Annotated in this window: 16 protein-coding genes, 1 pseudogene and 1 riboswitch; of the genes and pseudogenes, 4 read left to right on the top strand and 13 right to left on the bottom strand. The window is 62.8% G+C overall.

Translation table 11 applies throughout. From position 1 onward, the window contains the following. The 13 genes and pseudogenes from APH42_RS30530 to APH42_RS20280 all read right to left on the bottom strand — a co-directional run. Positions 1 to 124, bottom strand: a pseudogene (locus APH42_RS30530) (DNA-binding response regulator); the annotation flags it as partial. Positions 125 to 304: 180 nt separating this feature from the next. Beyond that, on the bottom strand, positions 305 to 547 hold the full coding sequence (locus APH42_RS20335; protein ID WP_060494096.1) for a DUF1272 domain-containing protein: 243 nt from the start codon (positions 545 to 547) through the stop codon (positions 305 to 307). Between the two features lie 66 nt (positions 548 to 613). Further along, complete coding sequence (gene cobM / locus APH42_RS20330) at positions 614 to 1,366, bottom strand: precorrin-4 C(11)-methyltransferase (protein ID WP_060494095.1); 753 nt, start codon at positions 1,364 to 1,366, stop codon at positions 614 to 616. Between the two features lie 33 nt (positions 1,367 to 1,399). Next, positions 1,400 to 1,786, bottom strand: a complete 387-nt coding sequence (locus tag APH42_RS20325) for a cobalamin biosynthesis protein (RefSeq protein WP_060494094.1) — start codon at positions 1,784 to 1,786, stop codon at positions 1,400 to 1,402. After that, the gene (locus APH42_RS20320; protein WP_012272172.1) at positions 1,786 to 2,472 is read right to left on the bottom strand and encodes a CbtA family protein; all 687 of its coding nucleotides are present in this window, start codon (positions 2,470 to 2,472) and stop codon (positions 1,786 to 1,788) included. Before APH42_RS20320 ends, APH42_RS20325 begins: the two co-directional genes overlap by 1 nt. A 9-nt stretch (positions 2,473 to 2,481) precedes the next feature. After that, complete coding sequence (locus tag APH42_RS20315; protein WP_012272173.1) at positions 2,482 to 2,670, bottom strand: CbtB domain-containing protein; 189 nt, start codon at positions 2,668 to 2,670, stop codon at positions 2,482 to 2,484. A gap of 93 nt (positions 2,671 to 2,763) precedes the next feature. Then, a riboswitch (cobalamin riboswitch) is annotated at positions 2,764 to 2,988 on the bottom strand. A gap of 113 nt (positions 2,989 to 3,101) precedes the next feature. Continuing rightward, positions 3,102 to 4,202 carry an LLM class flavin-dependent oxidoreductase gene (locus APH42_RS20310; protein ID WP_060494093.1) on the bottom strand — a complete coding sequence of 367 codons (1,101 nt, stop codon included), beginning with the start codon at positions 4,200 to 4,202 and terminating at the stop codon, positions 3,102 to 3,104. A 27-nt stretch (positions 4,203 to 4,229) separates the two neighbouring features. After that, positions 4,230 to 5,564 (bottom strand): LLM class flavin-dependent oxidoreductase, encoded by a 1,335-nt coding sequence (locus tag APH42_RS20305; RefSeq protein ID WP_060494092.1) that lies wholly within the window; start codon positions 5,562 to 5,564, stop codon positions 4,230 to 4,232. 90 nt (positions 5,565 to 5,654) lie between these two features. Continuing rightward, positions 5,655 to 6,449: a class II aldolase/adducin family protein gene (locus APH42_RS20300; protein ID WP_012272176.1), complete on the bottom strand. Its 795-nt coding sequence runs from the start codon at positions 6,447 to 6,449 to the stop codon at positions 5,655 to 5,657. Positions 6,450 to 6,472: 23 nt separating this feature from the next. Then, positions 6,473 to 7,417 (bottom strand): D-isomer specific 2-hydroxyacid dehydrogenase family protein, encoded by a 945-nt coding sequence (locus tag APH42_RS20295; RefSeq protein WP_060494091.1) that lies wholly within the window; start codon positions 7,415 to 7,417, stop codon positions 6,473 to 6,475. Beyond that, entirely contained in the window at positions 7,414 to 8,550 is a 1,137-nt protein-coding gene (locus APH42_RS20290) for an acyl-CoA dehydrogenase family protein (RefSeq protein ID WP_012272178.1), read from the bottom strand. The genes APH42_RS20295 and APH42_RS20290 overlap by 4 nt, the downstream gene beginning before the upstream one ends. A 210-nt stretch (positions 8,551 to 8,760) precedes the next feature. After that, complete coding sequence (locus APH42_RS20285; protein WP_012272179.1) at positions 8,761 to 9,651, bottom strand: LysR family transcriptional regulator; 891 nt, start codon at positions 9,649 to 9,651, stop codon at positions 8,761 to 8,763. 95 nt (positions 9,652 to 9,746) lie between these two features. Continuing rightward, the gene (locus APH42_RS20280; protein WP_012272180.1) at positions 9,747 to 10,226 is read right to left on the bottom strand and encodes a GNAT family N-acetyltransferase; all 480 of its coding nucleotides are present in this window, start codon (positions 10,224 to 10,226) and stop codon (positions 9,747 to 9,749) included. A 124-nt stretch (positions 10,227 to 10,350) separates the two neighbouring features. Here APH42_RS20280 and APH42_RS20275 point away from each other — a divergent pair, with 124 nt between their 5' ends. From APH42_RS20275 to APH42_RS20260, 4 genes are all read left to right on the top strand, one after another. After that, on the top strand, positions 10,351 to 10,980 hold the full coding sequence (locus APH42_RS20275; RefSeq protein ID WP_012272181.1) for a LysE family translocator: 630 nt from the start codon (positions 10,351 to 10,353) through the stop codon (positions 10,978 to 10,980). 21 nt (positions 10,981 to 11,001) lie between these two features. Continuing rightward, positions 11,002 to 11,886, top strand: a complete 885-nt coding sequence (locus APH42_RS20270; RefSeq protein WP_012272182.1) for an alpha/beta fold hydrolase — start codon at positions 11,002 to 11,004, stop codon at positions 11,884 to 11,886. Between the two features lie 62 nt (positions 11,887 to 11,948). Then, a complete protein-coding gene (locus APH42_RS20265) occupies positions 11,949 to 12,923 on the top strand; it encodes a nucleotidyltransferase domain-containing protein (protein WP_060494090.1) in 975 nt (324 codons plus the stop codon). Between the two features lie 105 nt (positions 12,924 to 13,028). After that, entirely contained in the window at positions 13,029 to 13,916 is an 888-nt protein-coding gene (locus APH42_RS20260; protein ID WP_060494089.1) for a pirin family protein, read from the top strand. Positions 13,917 to 13,988: the final 72 nt, after the last annotated feature.

The following is a 13,988-nucleotide window of genomic DNA, read 5'->3' as shown; positions in this document are numbered from 1 at the left end:
CATGGAAGCGCTCGCGTTCGAGCAGTAGGCGCAGCGACAGCCGGACGATGGGGTGGTCGTCGACGATCAGCACGGTTGTCATGTGGAAAACTCCTGTAGGGATGTGGTCCGCTTCCTGGATCACTCAGGAATACGTCTGCAAGTGGGGTTGTCGGAAGCGCTGCACGATACGACCATTCCCGAAGTTTGGTAATGCCGAGTATAGAAGCGTTGAGATTTCCCGTGCCTGCTGTTGAAAAACCCTACAAAAAACAAGAAAGACATCACTGCTGACAAGGCAGTGATGTCGGTTATTTGCGGTGGTTCAGGCGCAGGCAGCGTGCGATTTGTTTACGCGCAGGGTGGAAGCGGGGTTGTTGGTCAATGCCTGGCCGACCCGCGTCGGGCGGGCCACCAGCTGACCGGTGCAATTTGGGCAACGGCCTTGGAAGCGGTTTTCGGCACAGCTACGGCAGAATGTGCATTCGAAAGAGCAGATCATAACGTCGGGGTTGTCACCCCTCAGGTCGGTATCGCAGCACTCGCAGTTGGGGCGTAATTCCAGCATGGGCATGGCTCCTGTTCGCAGGCGGGAACCGGCAGTCTGCTATGCCCGAGGCAAGGCTGGCAATGTTCAGTCGCCAGGGCGATACAGGTGGGCGTGCCCGGCACGGTACAAGGCCGATTCGGCGAATGGCGTATCCCCCAGAACGTGGCCTACCAGGATCAGCGCCGTGCGCCGAAAGCCCTTGCTTGCCACGCGTTCGACGATATCGCCGAGGTTGCCGCGTACCCAGTCCTGGTCTGGCCAGGTGGCGCGATGCACCACCGCTACCGGGCAGTGTGCGCCGTAGTGCGGCAGCAGCTCATCGACAATGCGCGAAAGGTGTTTGACCCCCAGGTGAATCGCCAGCGTGCTGCCGTGGCGCGCCAGGTCGCCCAGTTGCTCGCCAGGCGGCATGGGCGAGCTGTCGCCATAGCGGGTGAGGATCACGGTCTGCGCCACTTGAGGCAAAGTCAGTTCGCAGCCGAGCAGGGCAGCGCTGGCCGCCGTGGCAGTCACTCCCGGGATGATCTGGTAATCGATGCCCAGTGCTTGCAGGTGGCGGATCTGCTCGCCGATGGCGCCGTACAAGCTGGGGTCGCCGCTATGTATGCGGGCTACATCCAGCCCCCGTTCGTGTGCGCTTTGCATGGCCGCGATAATCTGCTCCAGATGCAGTTCGGCGCTGTTGATCACGGCCTCGGCCTGATGGCCTTCGAGCACGGCAGCGGGCACCAGTGAGCCGGCATAAATGATCACCGGGCATTGGCGAATCAGCCGTTGGCCCTTGACCGTGATCAGTTCTGGGTCGCCAGGGCCGGCGCCGATGAAGTAGACGGTCATGGAAAGTCCTTGCAAGAAATAGGGTATGAAACGTCAGCCGGCCAGGGCGAGGGTCGCCGGGCCTAGTACCTTGCGTGGCAGCAGCAACCTAGCCGTGCCCAGTTGTTGGCTGGCCAGGGCCAGTGCCGCACTCTCGGCCACACCCCAACAGCCGCTGTGGGCATAGGCGGTGGCCGAGCGGTGGCTGAGCAACGGCTCATAGGCTTGGAGTTGCGCGCTATGGTACAGCACCAAGGGCAAGGCCAGGCGTGCGGCCAGTTGCTGCAGGCCGGCTTCGTCGGCCTTGAGGTTGATGCTGGCAATGCCGCGCAGGTCGGAAAGCGCCAAGCCCTGGCTAGCCAGGGCTTGGTGCAGCAGGGTTTGCAGGGTATCCGCCGGGCAACCCCGGCGGCAGCCGAAGCCAGCGTAGAAAGCCGGCATCAGGCCTCGCTGGAGCGGCGGAACAGCCACGCACTGAGCAGGCCCAAGGCCACCCAGAAGGCAGCGTTGGTCAGCCAGGAGGCCATCTTGAACTGCGTCTCCAGTGCTTCGGGGGCCAGGCTTTCATGGACTTCAGGCTGTGGCGCACCGATTACATGGGGGATAACCAGCAGCACGGCGCCCAGCGCCTTCAGCAGCCAGTGGCGGGCGAACACCAGCAAGGCCAGGCCAAGGGCGGTGGCGCTGGCCGTGCCAATCCACCAGGCCTGGCGTTGCCCCAGGTCGGCGGCAGCAGTGCCGGGCAGTTCCGGTGGCAACCCCAACGTTGGGGCCAGACAGAACACGGCGAAACCGGCCAGGCCCCACAAGGCGCCAGTGCTGACGCGCTTCGGCTCGCGCAGGCCATACAGTGCGGCGAGGATCAGGGCAAAGCCCACCGCCACCACCAGGTTGCCACCGGTGGTGGACAGCACGCGCTGCCAGCCGTCTTCTGGTGACCAGGCTTCGGCGCTGTGTTCATGAGCGCCCTCATTGCCGCCATGTTCGTGTTGTGCGGCCGGGGCCGAGGACTCGTAGGTTTCCGCTTCGAGAATCAGCGGGGCGACCCAAAAGCTTTGCAGCAAGGTCAGCAACAGGGCCGCAAGCAACCCGCTGAAACCCGCAGTACGGGCAATGCGCGTGATCATCAGGCGTACTCAGTGGCAGGGGAAGGCGGCGCTGTGGCGGGTGTCGTGGGCGGCGTTGTGCACGGCCTCGATGTGCGAGAAGCCGGCGAAGTACACCAGGCACAGGCCCAACAGGCTGGCGCCGACGGCGATGACTACGCGCTGGCTGAGGGTGACGGGTGTGGCAAGGCTGTGCTGCTTGGCGCTGGTGACGGGCATGACGCGTTCCTCTGCTTTTTAGTGAGCAACGGGCGAGCGCGGCAGCCCCGGGCGGGGTCGCCCAGGGGAATGCAACAGCGCCCGCCCACCGCGGGGTGTTCATGAACGCCAGGCCGGTCTCCGGGCTTGCGAGGAAGAGCAGGGCTCCTGGAACACGTCACCTTCCCATGCCGTACTACGAGGCACAGTGGTACAGACGCTTCACTCGCTTACCGTTGCGGGGGCAGCACCGGCATTGTCCGGCCCTGCTGGAGGGCCTGCGACGCACCGGTTTCCCGTTTCACCCCCTATGGGGGCACCTGAACGTGAGGCATAAGGAGAGCATGGGGCGGGCTTGGCGTCAATCTGTGGGTGCATCTGCCTTCCACCCATTTCAGGCTTGCGCGGGTTCCTGCCGGACGGCGCTATCCCTGCAGCCGTACCGTAGAAATCTACGCAGTTCGAACATCGCGGCCAGACTCACGCTGGGCCACCAGCGCGCGAATGCGCGGGATCAGGTCCTGCCCGTACTCGACCGCATCACGCAATTGGTCAAAACCGCGGAACAGGAAAGTGCTCACCCCAAGCTCGTAGTAAGCCAATGCGGCCTCTGCCACCTGCTCTGCAGTCCCCACCAGCGACGTAGAGTTACCGGCACCGCCACCCAGCGCGGCAATCTCGGTCCACAGCCGGGTGTCATGCACTTTGCGCTGGCTGGCCAGCTGCACCAGACGCTCAGAGCCGGCATTGCTCTTGCCGAAGTTCCTCTCGCGGCGGTTGCCCTGGTGGATGCCGATCCGCGCCTGGGCGTCGGCCAGAATGCGCTCGGCACGGCCCCAGGCCTCGGCCTCGGTAGCGCCCAGAATCGGCCGCAACGACAGGCTGAAGCGAATATGCTTTTCGCGTCCGTAGCGGGCGGCGGCCTTGCGCACTTTGGCGATGCGTTCGCGTACCTGTTCCAGCGGTTCGCCCCACATCATGTACACATCGGCGTGTTTGGCGGCCACTTCGACGGCCGCATCAGAGGCGCCAGAGAAATAGATCGGCAAATGCTGCACTGGCTTGACCAGGGTCAGGTTGTCTTCGACGCGGTAATGTGTGCCCTGGTGGTCGAACGGTTCATGGCGAGTCCAGGTGTCACGCAGTACCTGCAGGTATTCGTCGGTGCGCGCATAACGGGCATCCTTGTCCAGGAAGTCGCCATCGCGCTGCAGGTCGCCGCTGTCGCCGCCGGTAATGACGTTGATCGAGGCACGGCCACGGCTCAGCTGGTCAAGGGTGGCGAACTGGCGGGCGGCGAAGGTCGGGGCCTGGAAGCCAGGGCGGTGGGCTACCAGCAGGCCGATGCGCTCGGTGAGGGCGGCCACATAGCTGGCCAGAATCAACGAATCCGGCGCGCTGGTATTGACTGCCAGCAGCGCTTTGTCAAAGCCACCATACTCTTGGGCCTGGGAGAAGGCTTTGATGAACTCCAGGTCGACCAGCGGGCCGCGTGCTGCCTGTGACTCGCTGCTTTCCTGCGGGCCGATGAGGCCGATGAATTCGAGGCTCATGGAACAGAACTCCTTGTCGTGATGGGCTCAGGCAACCGCTGTCTGGGTGCGGCGCAGTGTGTTGCGGTTTTCCGGCACGTCGAGGCCGAAATGGTCTCGCAGGGTTGTACCGGCATACGTCTGGCGTACCAGGCCTCGCGCCTGCAGCAGCGGCACCACCTGCTCGGTGAAATACTGCAGGCCGTCGGGTAGCAGCGAGTTGATGATGAAACCGTCGGCCGCGCCGTTTTCGAACCAGTGCTGCAGGGCATCGCCAACCTGTTCCGGGGTACCGACGAAGTCCCGGCGTGGACGCGAGAAACGCAGCGCCAGCTCGCGCAAGGTCAGGCCTTCATCACGGGCCAGCTGCTTGAGTTGGTCCGAGGTGCCCTTGTGGCTGTCATTGCCCAGCGTGCCGAGGTCGGGGAAGGGCGCGTCCAAGTCATGGTGGCTGAAGTCGTAGTCGTTGAACGGCCGGCCAAGCGCAACCAGGGCATCTTCGATGCTTACCAGGTTCACGGCTTGCTGATAACGCTGTTCGACCTCCTCGGCGTCGCGGCCGACGATCGGGCGTATGCCGGGCAGGATGAACAATGCATCCGGATCACGGCCATGGCGCGCGGCACGCTGCTTGAGGTCCTGATAGTAAGCGTGGGCATCGTCGAACGATTCCGGGTTGACGAAGATGGCGTCGGCGTTTTGCGCGGCGAAGTTGCGACCCTCTTCCGACACGCCTGCCTGGAAGATCAGTGGCTGGCCCTGGGGCGAGCGCTGGATGTTCAGCGGGCCCTTGACCTTGAAGAACTCACCCTGGTGGCCGAGGGTGTGCAGTTTGGCCGGGTCGAAGAACTGTCCGCTTTGCTTGTCGCGGGTAAAGGCGTCGTCTTCCCAGGAGTCCCACAGCCCTTTGACCACCTCTACGTGCTCGCGCGCAATTCGGTAACGCACGGCATGCGGCGGGTGTTCAGCCTTGCCGAAGTTGTCAGCAGTACCGGAAAGCCAGGAAGTCACCACGTTCCAGCCCGCGCGCCCACCGCTGATCAGGTCCAGCGAGGCGAACTGACGTGCTACCTGGAAGGGCTCGGTGTAGCTGACCGTGACCGTGGCCACCAGGCCGATGTGTTCGGTTACCGCAGCCAGCGCCGAGAGGATGGTCAGCGGCTCGAAACGGTTGAGGTAGTGAGGGCTGGAGCGGGCGTGGATGTGCAGGCTGTCGGCAATGAAGGCGAAGTCGAACGTTGCCGCCTCCGCCAGTTTTGCCTGATGTTTGTAGAAACCGAAATTGACACTGGCATCGGCCAATGCATCGGGGTGGCGCCATTCGCCCCAGCCGTGGCCGACGCCATGGATCATGGCGCCCAGGCGGATCTGTCGTTTGCTCATCGGAATACCTGCGGGTTGTGCTGCAAATGGAGTCGATACGGCCTTGAAACTCAGCCGCGGCGGAGGTCGGTACAGGCCACAAGAACGCGGTCAGTTCTGGTAATCCAGTCCCTCCCGATCCAGCTGGCGTATCAGCGCATCCCAATGCCGCTGGATCCCTTCCCCCAGCCCATCGGAAAACCGCTTCGACTGCTCATGCACCTTGGCAATTGCTGCCGGCGCCGCGTACAGCAGTTGGTCGTTGCCCCCTGCCTGCGCCGCCACCTGGATGTTGCAGGCCCGCTCCAGCCCGTGCAGCTCGCGGAAGGCATGCTCGACGCTGATTCCCCCGGTCAGCAGGCCATGGTTGCGCAGGATCAGGATATTGCTGTCGCCCAGGTTGGCCACCAGCCGCTGCTGCTCGTCCAGGTCCAGGGCGACGCCTTCGTAGTCGTGGTACACCACGCGGCTGTAGTAGGCCAGGGCATGCTGCGAGATTGGCAGCAGGCCATCGCGTTGTGCCGACACTGCTGCGCCATCACGCGTGTGGGTGTGCAGCACGGCCTTGAGGTCGGGCCGCGCACGGTGAATGGCGCTGTGAATCACATAGCCGGCCTGGTTGATGCCCAGGCCCAGGGGATCATCGATGATCGTGCCATCTACATCGACCTTCACCAGGTTGGAGGCGGTGATCTCGTCGAACAGCAGGCCGAAGGCGTTGATCAGGAAGTGTTCGTCGGGCCCGGGCACGCGTGCCGAGAAGTGTGTGTAGATATGGTCGGTCCAGCGGAACAGGGCAGCCAGGCGATAGGCCGCAGCCAGCTTTACTCGCACCTCCCATTCTTCGGCGCTGACCCGTTGGCGCACGGTGTTTTCCTGGGGGGCGATGACAGACAATGCAGTCATGGTGTTCTCCAAAAAGTGTCGGTTCAGTAGCCGCGCTGGGTATCGACCAGGTTGTGCAGCGGTGCCTGTTCGCGGTAGCGGGCGAAGTTGTCGAGAAATGCGTCGAGCAAGGCCGGGTAGCCGTCCTCGGAAATCGCCGAGGTATGCGGCGACAGGAATACTCGCGGGTGCTGGTAGAGTGGGTGCCCCGTCGGTAGCGGCTCCGGTTCGGTGACATCCAGGCTGGCGCGGCCGATCAGGCCACTGTCCAGGGCATCGAGCAGGGCTTGCTGGTTCAGCAGCCCGCCACGGGCGATGTTGATCAGGTGCAGGCCGGGCTTGGCCTGGGCCAGTACCTGGTGGTCGATCAGACCACGGGTGGCAGGGGTGAGCGGGGCGGCGATGACCAGGTGATCGCTGCCGGCAAACAGCTGCTGCAGGTTGTCGACGCGCTGTACGCCCGGCACCTCGGCAATGGGTTGGCCTGGGCGATTCAGCGCCAGTACCTGCATGCCCAGGGCATTTGCCTTGCGCGCCAGGCTCTGGCCGATGCTGCCGAAGCCGAATATGCCCAGGGTACGGCCACGTACCGGGGCCAGCGGGGTCAGGCGCCAGTCGGCGTCTTTGACCCACAGGCTCGGTAGCTGCTTGGCGGCAGCGAGCACCAGAGCCAAGGCAAACTCGGCCACCTGCTCGGCATTGGCGCCGCGGCCACTGGTGACCGGCGGGCCCTGGAACACCCAGTCGGGGTAGAAGTCGATGCCCGAGGACACCACCTGCACCCAGCGCAATTGCCACGGCCAGCCGGCGGGCGGGGAATCCACTCGGTTACCGCGTACATTGACCGGGCGCAGGATGAAGACGTCGGCAGGGATGTCCAGCTGCAGCTGGGTGGGTGCGATATCGACCACCTCGTGGTCAGGCAAGTGATCGCGCAGGTACTGGTTAGCCTGGGCGTCCAGCTGGCTGGCGATGATCGAGTGGCTCATGCTGCCACCTCCGCCAAGGCTGCACGGCCGACCTGGCCAAGTACTACGTCATCCTGGGGGGTGTGGATGCGGCTGCACAGCACATCGCGATAGTGCCGCTCCAACGGGTTGCGCCGTGACAGGCCAGGGTTACCGGCAGCCTCGATGGCCAGCTCCACAGCCTGGATGGCATTGCGGCTGACCAGGTGCTTGAGTTGCCCGGCATGGCGCGGCTCGGTCTGCCCGCTGACGGCGGCGTTCAGCAGGCTCTGGTTGGCGAACAGCAGCGTGTCGATGCGTCCGACCACGTCCTGGAAACGCGCCAGGCTGGCCAGCGGTGCCCCCAGGTTGGACGGCGCCCGCTGGTTCAGGAACTGCACCAGCCAGTCACGTGCGGCCTGGGCCACACCGTCGTACAGTGCAGGCAGCAACACTGCCATCCACAGCAGGCCGGTGCTGTCGAGTTCGGGGCGTGGTGCGCTGGCCGGGCTGACGCTGACGGCATGCTCCAACGGGATCAGCACCTCGTCGAACTGCACTTCATGGCTGCAGGTGGCACGCATGCCCAGGTGGTCCCAGTCTTCGACGATACGGATGCCAGGGGTGTCCTTGTGTACCAGGAAGCCGCCTACGAGGGGGTCCTGGTCGTCGCTGCGGGCCCACACCAGGTACCAGCTCAGGCCATGGCTGCCGGTGGAGTAGATTTTGCGCCCGGACAACCGCCAGCCCTCGGCGGTGCGCCGAGCGGTGGTCGCCGGCAAGCCACCGCGTGCCGGTGTGCCCAGTTCCGGCTCGACGCGAAAGGCGTTGATCAGCGCGCCGTTGGCCACCGCGTCGCGTGCCACTTGCAGGCGCAGGTGCTCGGGCCAGCGATCCTCGTCCTGTAGGCGCAAGTGCTGCAGGTACTGCATCACCAGGATCAATGCGGTGGACGGGCAGCCTTTGCCGACGGCGGTGATCACCAGGCGTGCGCTGGCCAGGTCGGCCCCGCCACCGCCCAGGGCGCGCGGCACGGTGAAACTCAGCAGGCCGTGGCGGTGCAGCAGGGTGAAGTTGTCGACGGGGAACTGGCCGCTGCGGTCGTAGCGCTCGGCATTGCTGGCCAGGGCCTGGGTGAGTTCGGCTAGTGCGCTGGCGGAAGGGGGGTGACTCATGGGTATTCATCCCTGGAACACGGTGGGTTTCTAAGACCGTATTCGTATGGGTGAAGGCTGTAAAAGTCTTTTTTGTTCTATGCTAATTATCAGTTGTCTGAATTAAAGTTGTTAGTTGTTATGCAAGACTGGTATTTAATGGGGCTGCATTGCAGCCCATCGGGAACATGAGGCGTCTCCTAGACAGTGAACTGCGCCACGTTTTTACGCTCACCCACACAACTGTTGCCCGGCCACCCGGCCAAACAGCTCCACCGGCTCCTGCAGGTTGCCCAGGTAGCGCGGGTGGAACAGCCACAAATCCACCTGGGGCTTGAAGTCCGTTACATTGACCACATCCAGCGCGTCCCGATGGCGGCTGTTCTGCAACAACGGCTCAGGCACGAGGCCAAGCCCCTGCCCATTGGCCACCAGCCCCAATTGCAACTCGGTACCAAAGGTCTCCAGGTTGATCGACAAGCTCAGCCCCTGTTCACTCAGGGCGCGCTGCAGCCCCGCGCGGAAGCCGCAGCCATCGGGGTTGAGCACCCAGCCACGGGTGTAGCAGTCCTTGAGCTTGAGGCTGCGCTTGCCGGTGCTGCCTTTGGCTGCAACTACCCGCAGTGGCATGCGTGCGATCGACTGGCTGGCGATGCCCTCGGGGAAGATCTTGCCCGGCGGGAACAGCGCAGCGGCAGCGTCGAGTTCGCCATTTTCCATGCGCGCGATCAGGCTGCTGCCCCAGCCGCTGGTGACCTGGGTGCGCAGGTCCGGGTAGGTTTCGCGGATTTGCGCCAGGGCATCGAGCAGCACCACATCACCCAGGGTTTGCGGCACGCCCAGCCGCAGGGTCCCGGAAGGCGCTCCGTCGTTGGCCACCAGCTCGCGCAGCGAGTCGATCTCGCGCAAAATGGCTTTGCACTGTTCGTACACGCGCAGCCCCATGGGGGTCGGTTTGAGAGGCTTGGTGTTGCGGTCGAGCAGGGTGGCGCCCAGGTCTTCCTCGAAGTTCTGTACGCGGCGGGTGATGGCCGGTTGAGTCAGCTGCAGGGCCTCGGCGGCGAGGTTGGTCGACTGGCAACGGATGACCGCCACGAAGGCGTCCATGTCATCGATTTTCATATTCGGCGCTCACATATTGGGGCGGTGGGACATACCTTGGAAGAATAATCCTCATTGGCAGGATTGTCACAGCACCGTCCGGGTAACCCGCGTGATCAACCTTGGGCGAATGCCGCCAGCTTCTCCCCGTCCAAGCGGTAGCGCACCCACTCATCCTGCGCCTCGGCCCCCAGCTTCTGATAGAAACCGATCGCAGGCTCGTTCCAGTCCAGCACGCTCCATTCCAGGCGCCCGCACTGGTTCGCCACCGCCTCGCGGGCAATGTGCTGCAGCAGTTGCCGCCCGGCGCCATCGCCACGTTGCTCGGGTGTCACATACAAGTCTTCCAGGTAAATGCCATTGCGCCCGAGCCAGGTCGAGTAGCTGTAGAAATACACGGCAAAACCAATCGCCCGGCCATCACGCTCGCAGATCAGGCTGTGCACTGTGCTGCCCTCATCGAACAGGCTGTGCTCGATATCCGCCAAGGTGGCGACCACCTCGTGGCGTGCGCGCTCGTAATCGGCAAGTTCAGTGATGAAGGCCAGGATCTGCTCGGCATCGGTGCGAACGGCAGGGCGAATGATGAGGCTCATGGTGACGGCTTCCTTGATCCGGGTTAGCGGTACAGTGGTGTGTATCTAAATAATTTAATGTAACTGTATCGGTCGCAGGGTAGGGCGACTCCGGTAGTGTGACAGTACCTAAGAAGAAAGTGGAATGCCCGCCATGCTTGCCTCTGCCGACCTGCTGACTGCCTTCGTGCTATTTGCTTTCGTGTCTTCCATCACCCCTGGGCCCAACAACACGATGTTGCTGGCGTCGGGGGTGAACTTCGGCGTGCGCCGCTCGATCCCCCATGCCCTGGGCATCAGCGTCGGGTTCATGGTCATGGTGCTGGCCGTAGGCCTGGGCCTGGGCGAGGTGTTCAAGGCCTGGCCGCCGTTGTACACGGTGCTGCGCTATACAGGCGCGGCCTACTTGCTGTTCCTGGCCTGGAAGATTGCCACCTCCGGGCCGGTCGGGACGGCCTCTTCCAGTGCCCGCAAACCGCTGGGCTTCTGGGGCGCGGCGGCGTTCCAGTGGGTCAATCCCAAGGCCTGGGTGATGGCGGTAGGGGCGATTACCACCTACACGCCGGCGCAAGGCTATGTGACCAACGTGATCGTCATCGCCGCCTTGTTTGCATTGGTCAACCTGCCCAGCGTCGGTGTGTGGGTGATGTTCGGCAGCGCGTTGCGCAACTTGTTGCAGAACCCGCGCTGGCTGATGCTGTTCAATGTCCTGATGGCCGTGTTGCTGGTGATTTCACTGTACCCACTGCTGTTTGTAGAATCAGCGTTTTCCTAGCCTCGCGAGTACAGCCAACTGATGGAGTTGATCCCCTGGTCCCACGAATGTGCCGAAGGCTTCACCCTGCGTGGCTGGCGTACCCCGGCCAGCGGCAAGCCGTTGCTGCATTTCCTGCACGGCAATGGCTTCTGTTGCCTGGCCTACCAGCCGTTGTTGATGCGCTTGAGTGAGCATTTCGACCTGTGGCTTTGCGATGTCCAAGGGCATGGTGACAGTGACCACGGAGGGGTGTTTCGTGGTTGGAACCGTACCGCTGCGCTAGCCGTTGAAGCGTTTGAGGAAGGGCGTGGCGAGTACGGCGACGTACCTCGATTTGCTGTAGGGCACAGCTTCGGTGGCGTACTTACCGGGCTGATCCTGGCCAGCGAGCCGCAACTGTTTGCACGTGCCGTGCTGCTCGACCCGGTGCTGTTCAGCCGACGCATGATTGGCGTGATGGGGGCGGCAGCCCTGGTTGGTCTGCATCAGCGCCATGCGCTTGCGCGCAAGGCTGCCAGCCGCCGCAGCCACTGGCCCGATCGCGAAGCCGCGCTGGCTTCGCTGCAGGGGCGTGGCATTTTCAAAGGCTGGACCGATGCGGCGTTGCAGGCCTATGTCGAGCATGCCATCGGCGATTGTGGCGAGGCAGTGGTGCTCAAGTGCCGGCCCAGCCGTGAAGTGGAAATTTTCAGTTCGTTCCCCAAGCGCATGTGGGCAAGCCTGGCGGCGATCAATACCCCCACGCGGGTGATGTATGGCGAACGTACCTACCCCTTCGTACCGCACTCCGTACAGCGGCTGCTGGCAATCAACCCGCAGGTGACCGGCCACCAGGTACCCGGTGGGCACTGCTTCATGCAAGAGGACCCCGAGCTTTGTTCCAGCGAAGTGAAAAGGTTCCTACTGGAGGGGCTTGCGGGATAACTTTTCCACGCAGTAGCGGAGAAATGTCATCAGTAAGGTGATGCTTTTTTGAGCCTGCAACGATGATTACCACGACCTTTTCACAACACCCTTGTTTGCAAAAGCACTTCGATCATTCTTGGCAGGCAAACAATTCGCTGCGCCAGGCCATGCAGTACGCCCTCGCTCCGCTGGTCAGGCAAGCCCCCGTTTCTGTTGTTGTCGTGGGGTCTTACGGGCGGTGCGAGGTCTCGCGTATTTCGGACATCGATTTTTTCATCGTGCATGACGGCAGCATGTCTGAGGCCCGGCTGCTCGACGTACTGCATCAAGTCAAAAACCTGGTTCGACCGCTCAGCTGGCCGGGTGAGAGCGATGAGTCCAAGTTTGGTCAGGGCGCGCTTTCACTCTATTCGGAGTTGAGCAACCACATTGGATGGAAGCAGGAAAGCAATACGGCGCTCACCCGACGAATGCTGCTCCTGCTGGAAGGCCGCCCACTGTTTGGCGATGAGAGTTTCACTCGGTGGCGAACCGAGTTGCTGTGCCGGTATGTGGCAAGCGACCAAGGAACAGGGTTGCCCAGGTTCATGCTTAATGATGTGGTTCGGTATTACCGCAGCATGATGGCGAACTTCGAGGAAAAGCGGGCTGAAGGCAAGGCTTGGGGCGTGCGTAACATCAAGCTGAAGTTCTCTCGCAAGCTGCTTTACCTGGGAGGGATCGTGGTGATTGCCGAGGCCCATGGTCTACCGGCCAGTGAAAAGATTAAACGCCTCGACCATTGGCTTTCATTCACACCGCTACAACGCGTTGCGATGTTGGGACAGTCAAACCCCCATACTGGGCAGTTGCTAGAGCAGTATGCCTTGTTCCTGGACTTGATATCTTCACTGGAAAATCGTCGTCGCTTGGACTCACTGAGCCCAGAATACGCACGGAAAGATCCTCTCTACCGAGAAATTTCCATCGTAGGCAAGGCATTTTCCGAGGGGCTTGAGCAATGGCTCGCAGCCCAGTATCCAGGCCACCCAATCCTGCACGCAATGCTTTTCTGAACAGGCTCAGTGTCCTATTGGTGGAACGATGTATGCCATATGAGCCAGCTACCGCCGGATTGGCATCATTGATAAGGTTATCCCAGCCAAGAGAGGAGCCTTCTCATGAAAAAGATTCTGGGTATCCACCGCAGCCCCCACGCCCATTGGGTGGGTGATGGTTTTCCGGTGCGCAGCCTGTTCACCTACGACAACCTGGCCAGCCGGATCAGCCCGTTCCTGCTGCTGGACTACGCCGGCCCGCATGATTTCACCCCCACCACTGCACGGCGTGGGGTGGGCCAGCACCCGCACCGTGGTTTCGAGACCGTGACCATCGTCTACCAGGGTGAACTGGAGCACCGTGATTCCACCGGTGCTGGCGGCTTGATCGGCCCAGGTGACGTACAGTGGATGACGGCTGCCAATGGCATCATCCATGAAGAGTTCCATTCTCCGGCCTTCGCCCGCAGTGGCGGCACGCTGGAAATGGTCCAGCTGTGGGTCAACCTGCCGGCGCGGGACAAACGCGCGGCGGCTGGGTACCAGACCCTGCTGGCCAGCGACATCCCGGTGGTCACGCTGGACGGTGACGCCGGCAGCTTGCGGGTGGTTGCGGGCGACTACCGTGGGCACCTGGGGCCAGCTCGGACCTTTACCGCGATGGATGTGTGGGACCTGCGGTTGAATGCTGGCGCGGCCTTGCAACTGCCGGTCGCTGCCGGCCGCAACGCGGCGCTGGTGGTGCTGCGTGGTAACGTGCGAATCAACGGCGAGCGCGAGGCAGGCCCGGCCAGCCTGGTGTTGCTTGACCGGGAGGGTGAGGATGTCAGTGTCGAGGCGTTGGAAGGTGCCAGTGTGCTACTGCTCAGCGGTGAGCCGATCGATGAGCCGATCGTCGGCTATGGCCCGTTCGTGATGAACAGCCAGGCGGAGATCGCCGAATCTTTCGATGACTTCCATGCCGGGCGGTTTGGGCAGATGCAGGATGAGCGGGAAGGGGCTCGGCACTGAGCCTTGCCTGAAAAAGCCGGGGTTGCAAAGCAGCCCCGGCATGCTTGTACATGGCTTGACCCTCAAGGTTTT

The sequence above is a fragment of the Pseudomonas sp. NBRC 111140 genome, from assembly GCF_001320885.1.
Classification (GTDB): domain Bacteria; phylum Pseudomonadota; class Gammaproteobacteria; order Pseudomonadales; family Pseudomonadaceae; genus Aquipseudomonas; species Aquipseudomonas putida_P.
Note: the sequence above shows the minus strand (reverse complement) of the source record. Positions and strands in the feature narration are given on the sequence as shown.

What these genes read in the sequence shown, in the direction of transcription:
- APH42_RS20320 (WP_012272172.1), bottom strand. Translation starts at nt 2,472, where the DNA reads ATGATCACGCGCATTGCCCGTACTGCGGGTTTCAGCGGGTTGCTTGCG.
- APH42_RS20285 (WP_012272179.1), bottom strand. Translation starts at nt 9,651, where the DNA reads ATGAAAATCGATGACATGGACGCCTTCGTGGCGGTCATCCGTTGCCAG.
- APH42_RS20260 (WP_060494089.1), top strand. Translation starts at nt 13,029, where the DNA reads ATGAAAAAGATTCTGGGTATCCACCGCAGCCCCCACGCCCATTGGGTG.
- APH42_RS20290 (WP_012272178.1), bottom strand. Translation starts at nt 8,550, where the DNA reads ATGAGTCACCCCCCTTCCGCCAGCGCACTAGCCGAACTCACCCAGGCC.
- APH42_RS20295 (WP_060494091.1), bottom strand. Translation starts at nt 7,417, where the DNA reads ATGAGCCACTCGATCATCGCCAGCCAGCTGGACGCCCAGGCTAACCAG.
- APH42_RS20270 (WP_012272182.1), top strand. Translation starts at nt 11,002, where the DNA reads ATGGAGTTGATCCCCTGGTCCCACGAATGTGCCGAAGGCTTCACCCTG.
- APH42_RS20325 (WP_060494094.1), bottom strand. Translation starts at nt 1,786, where the DNA reads ATGCCGGCTTTCTACGCTGGCTTCGGCTGCCGCCGGGGTTGCCCGGCG.
- APH42_RS20280 (WP_012272180.1), bottom strand. Translation starts at nt 10,226, where the DNA reads ATGAGCCTCATCATTCGCCCTGCCGTTCGCACCGATGCCGAGCAGATC.
- APH42_RS20265 (WP_060494090.1), top strand. Translation starts at nt 11,949, where the DNA reads ATGATTACCACGACCTTTTCACAACACCCTTGTTTGCAAAAGCACTTC.
- APH42_RS20305 (WP_060494092.1), bottom strand. Translation starts at nt 5,564, where the DNA reads ATGAGCAAACGACAGATCCGCCTGGGCGCCATGATCCATGGCGTCGGC.
- cobM (WP_060494095.1), bottom strand. Translation starts at nt 1,366, where the DNA reads ATGACCGTCTACTTCATCGGCGCCGGCCCTGGCGACCCAGAACTGATC.
- APH42_RS20310 (WP_060494093.1), bottom strand. Translation starts at nt 4,202, where the DNA reads ATGAGCCTCGAATTCATCGGCCTCATCGGCCCGCAGGAAAGCAGCGAG.
- APH42_RS20315 (WP_012272173.1), bottom strand. Translation starts at nt 2,670, where the DNA reads ATGCCCGTCACCAGCGCCAAGCAGCACAGCCTTGCCACACCCGTCACC.
- APH42_RS20335 (WP_060494096.1), bottom strand. Translation starts at nt 547, where the DNA reads ATGCTGGAATTACGCCCCAACTGCGAGTGCTGCGATACCGACCTGAGG.
- APH42_RS20275 (WP_012272181.1), top strand. Translation starts at nt 10,351, where the DNA reads ATGCCCGCCATGCTTGCCTCTGCCGACCTGCTGACTGCCTTCGTGCTA.
- APH42_RS20300 (WP_012272176.1), bottom strand. Translation starts at nt 6,449, where the DNA reads ATGACTGCATTGTCTGTCATCGCCCCCCAGGAAAACACCGTGCGCCAA.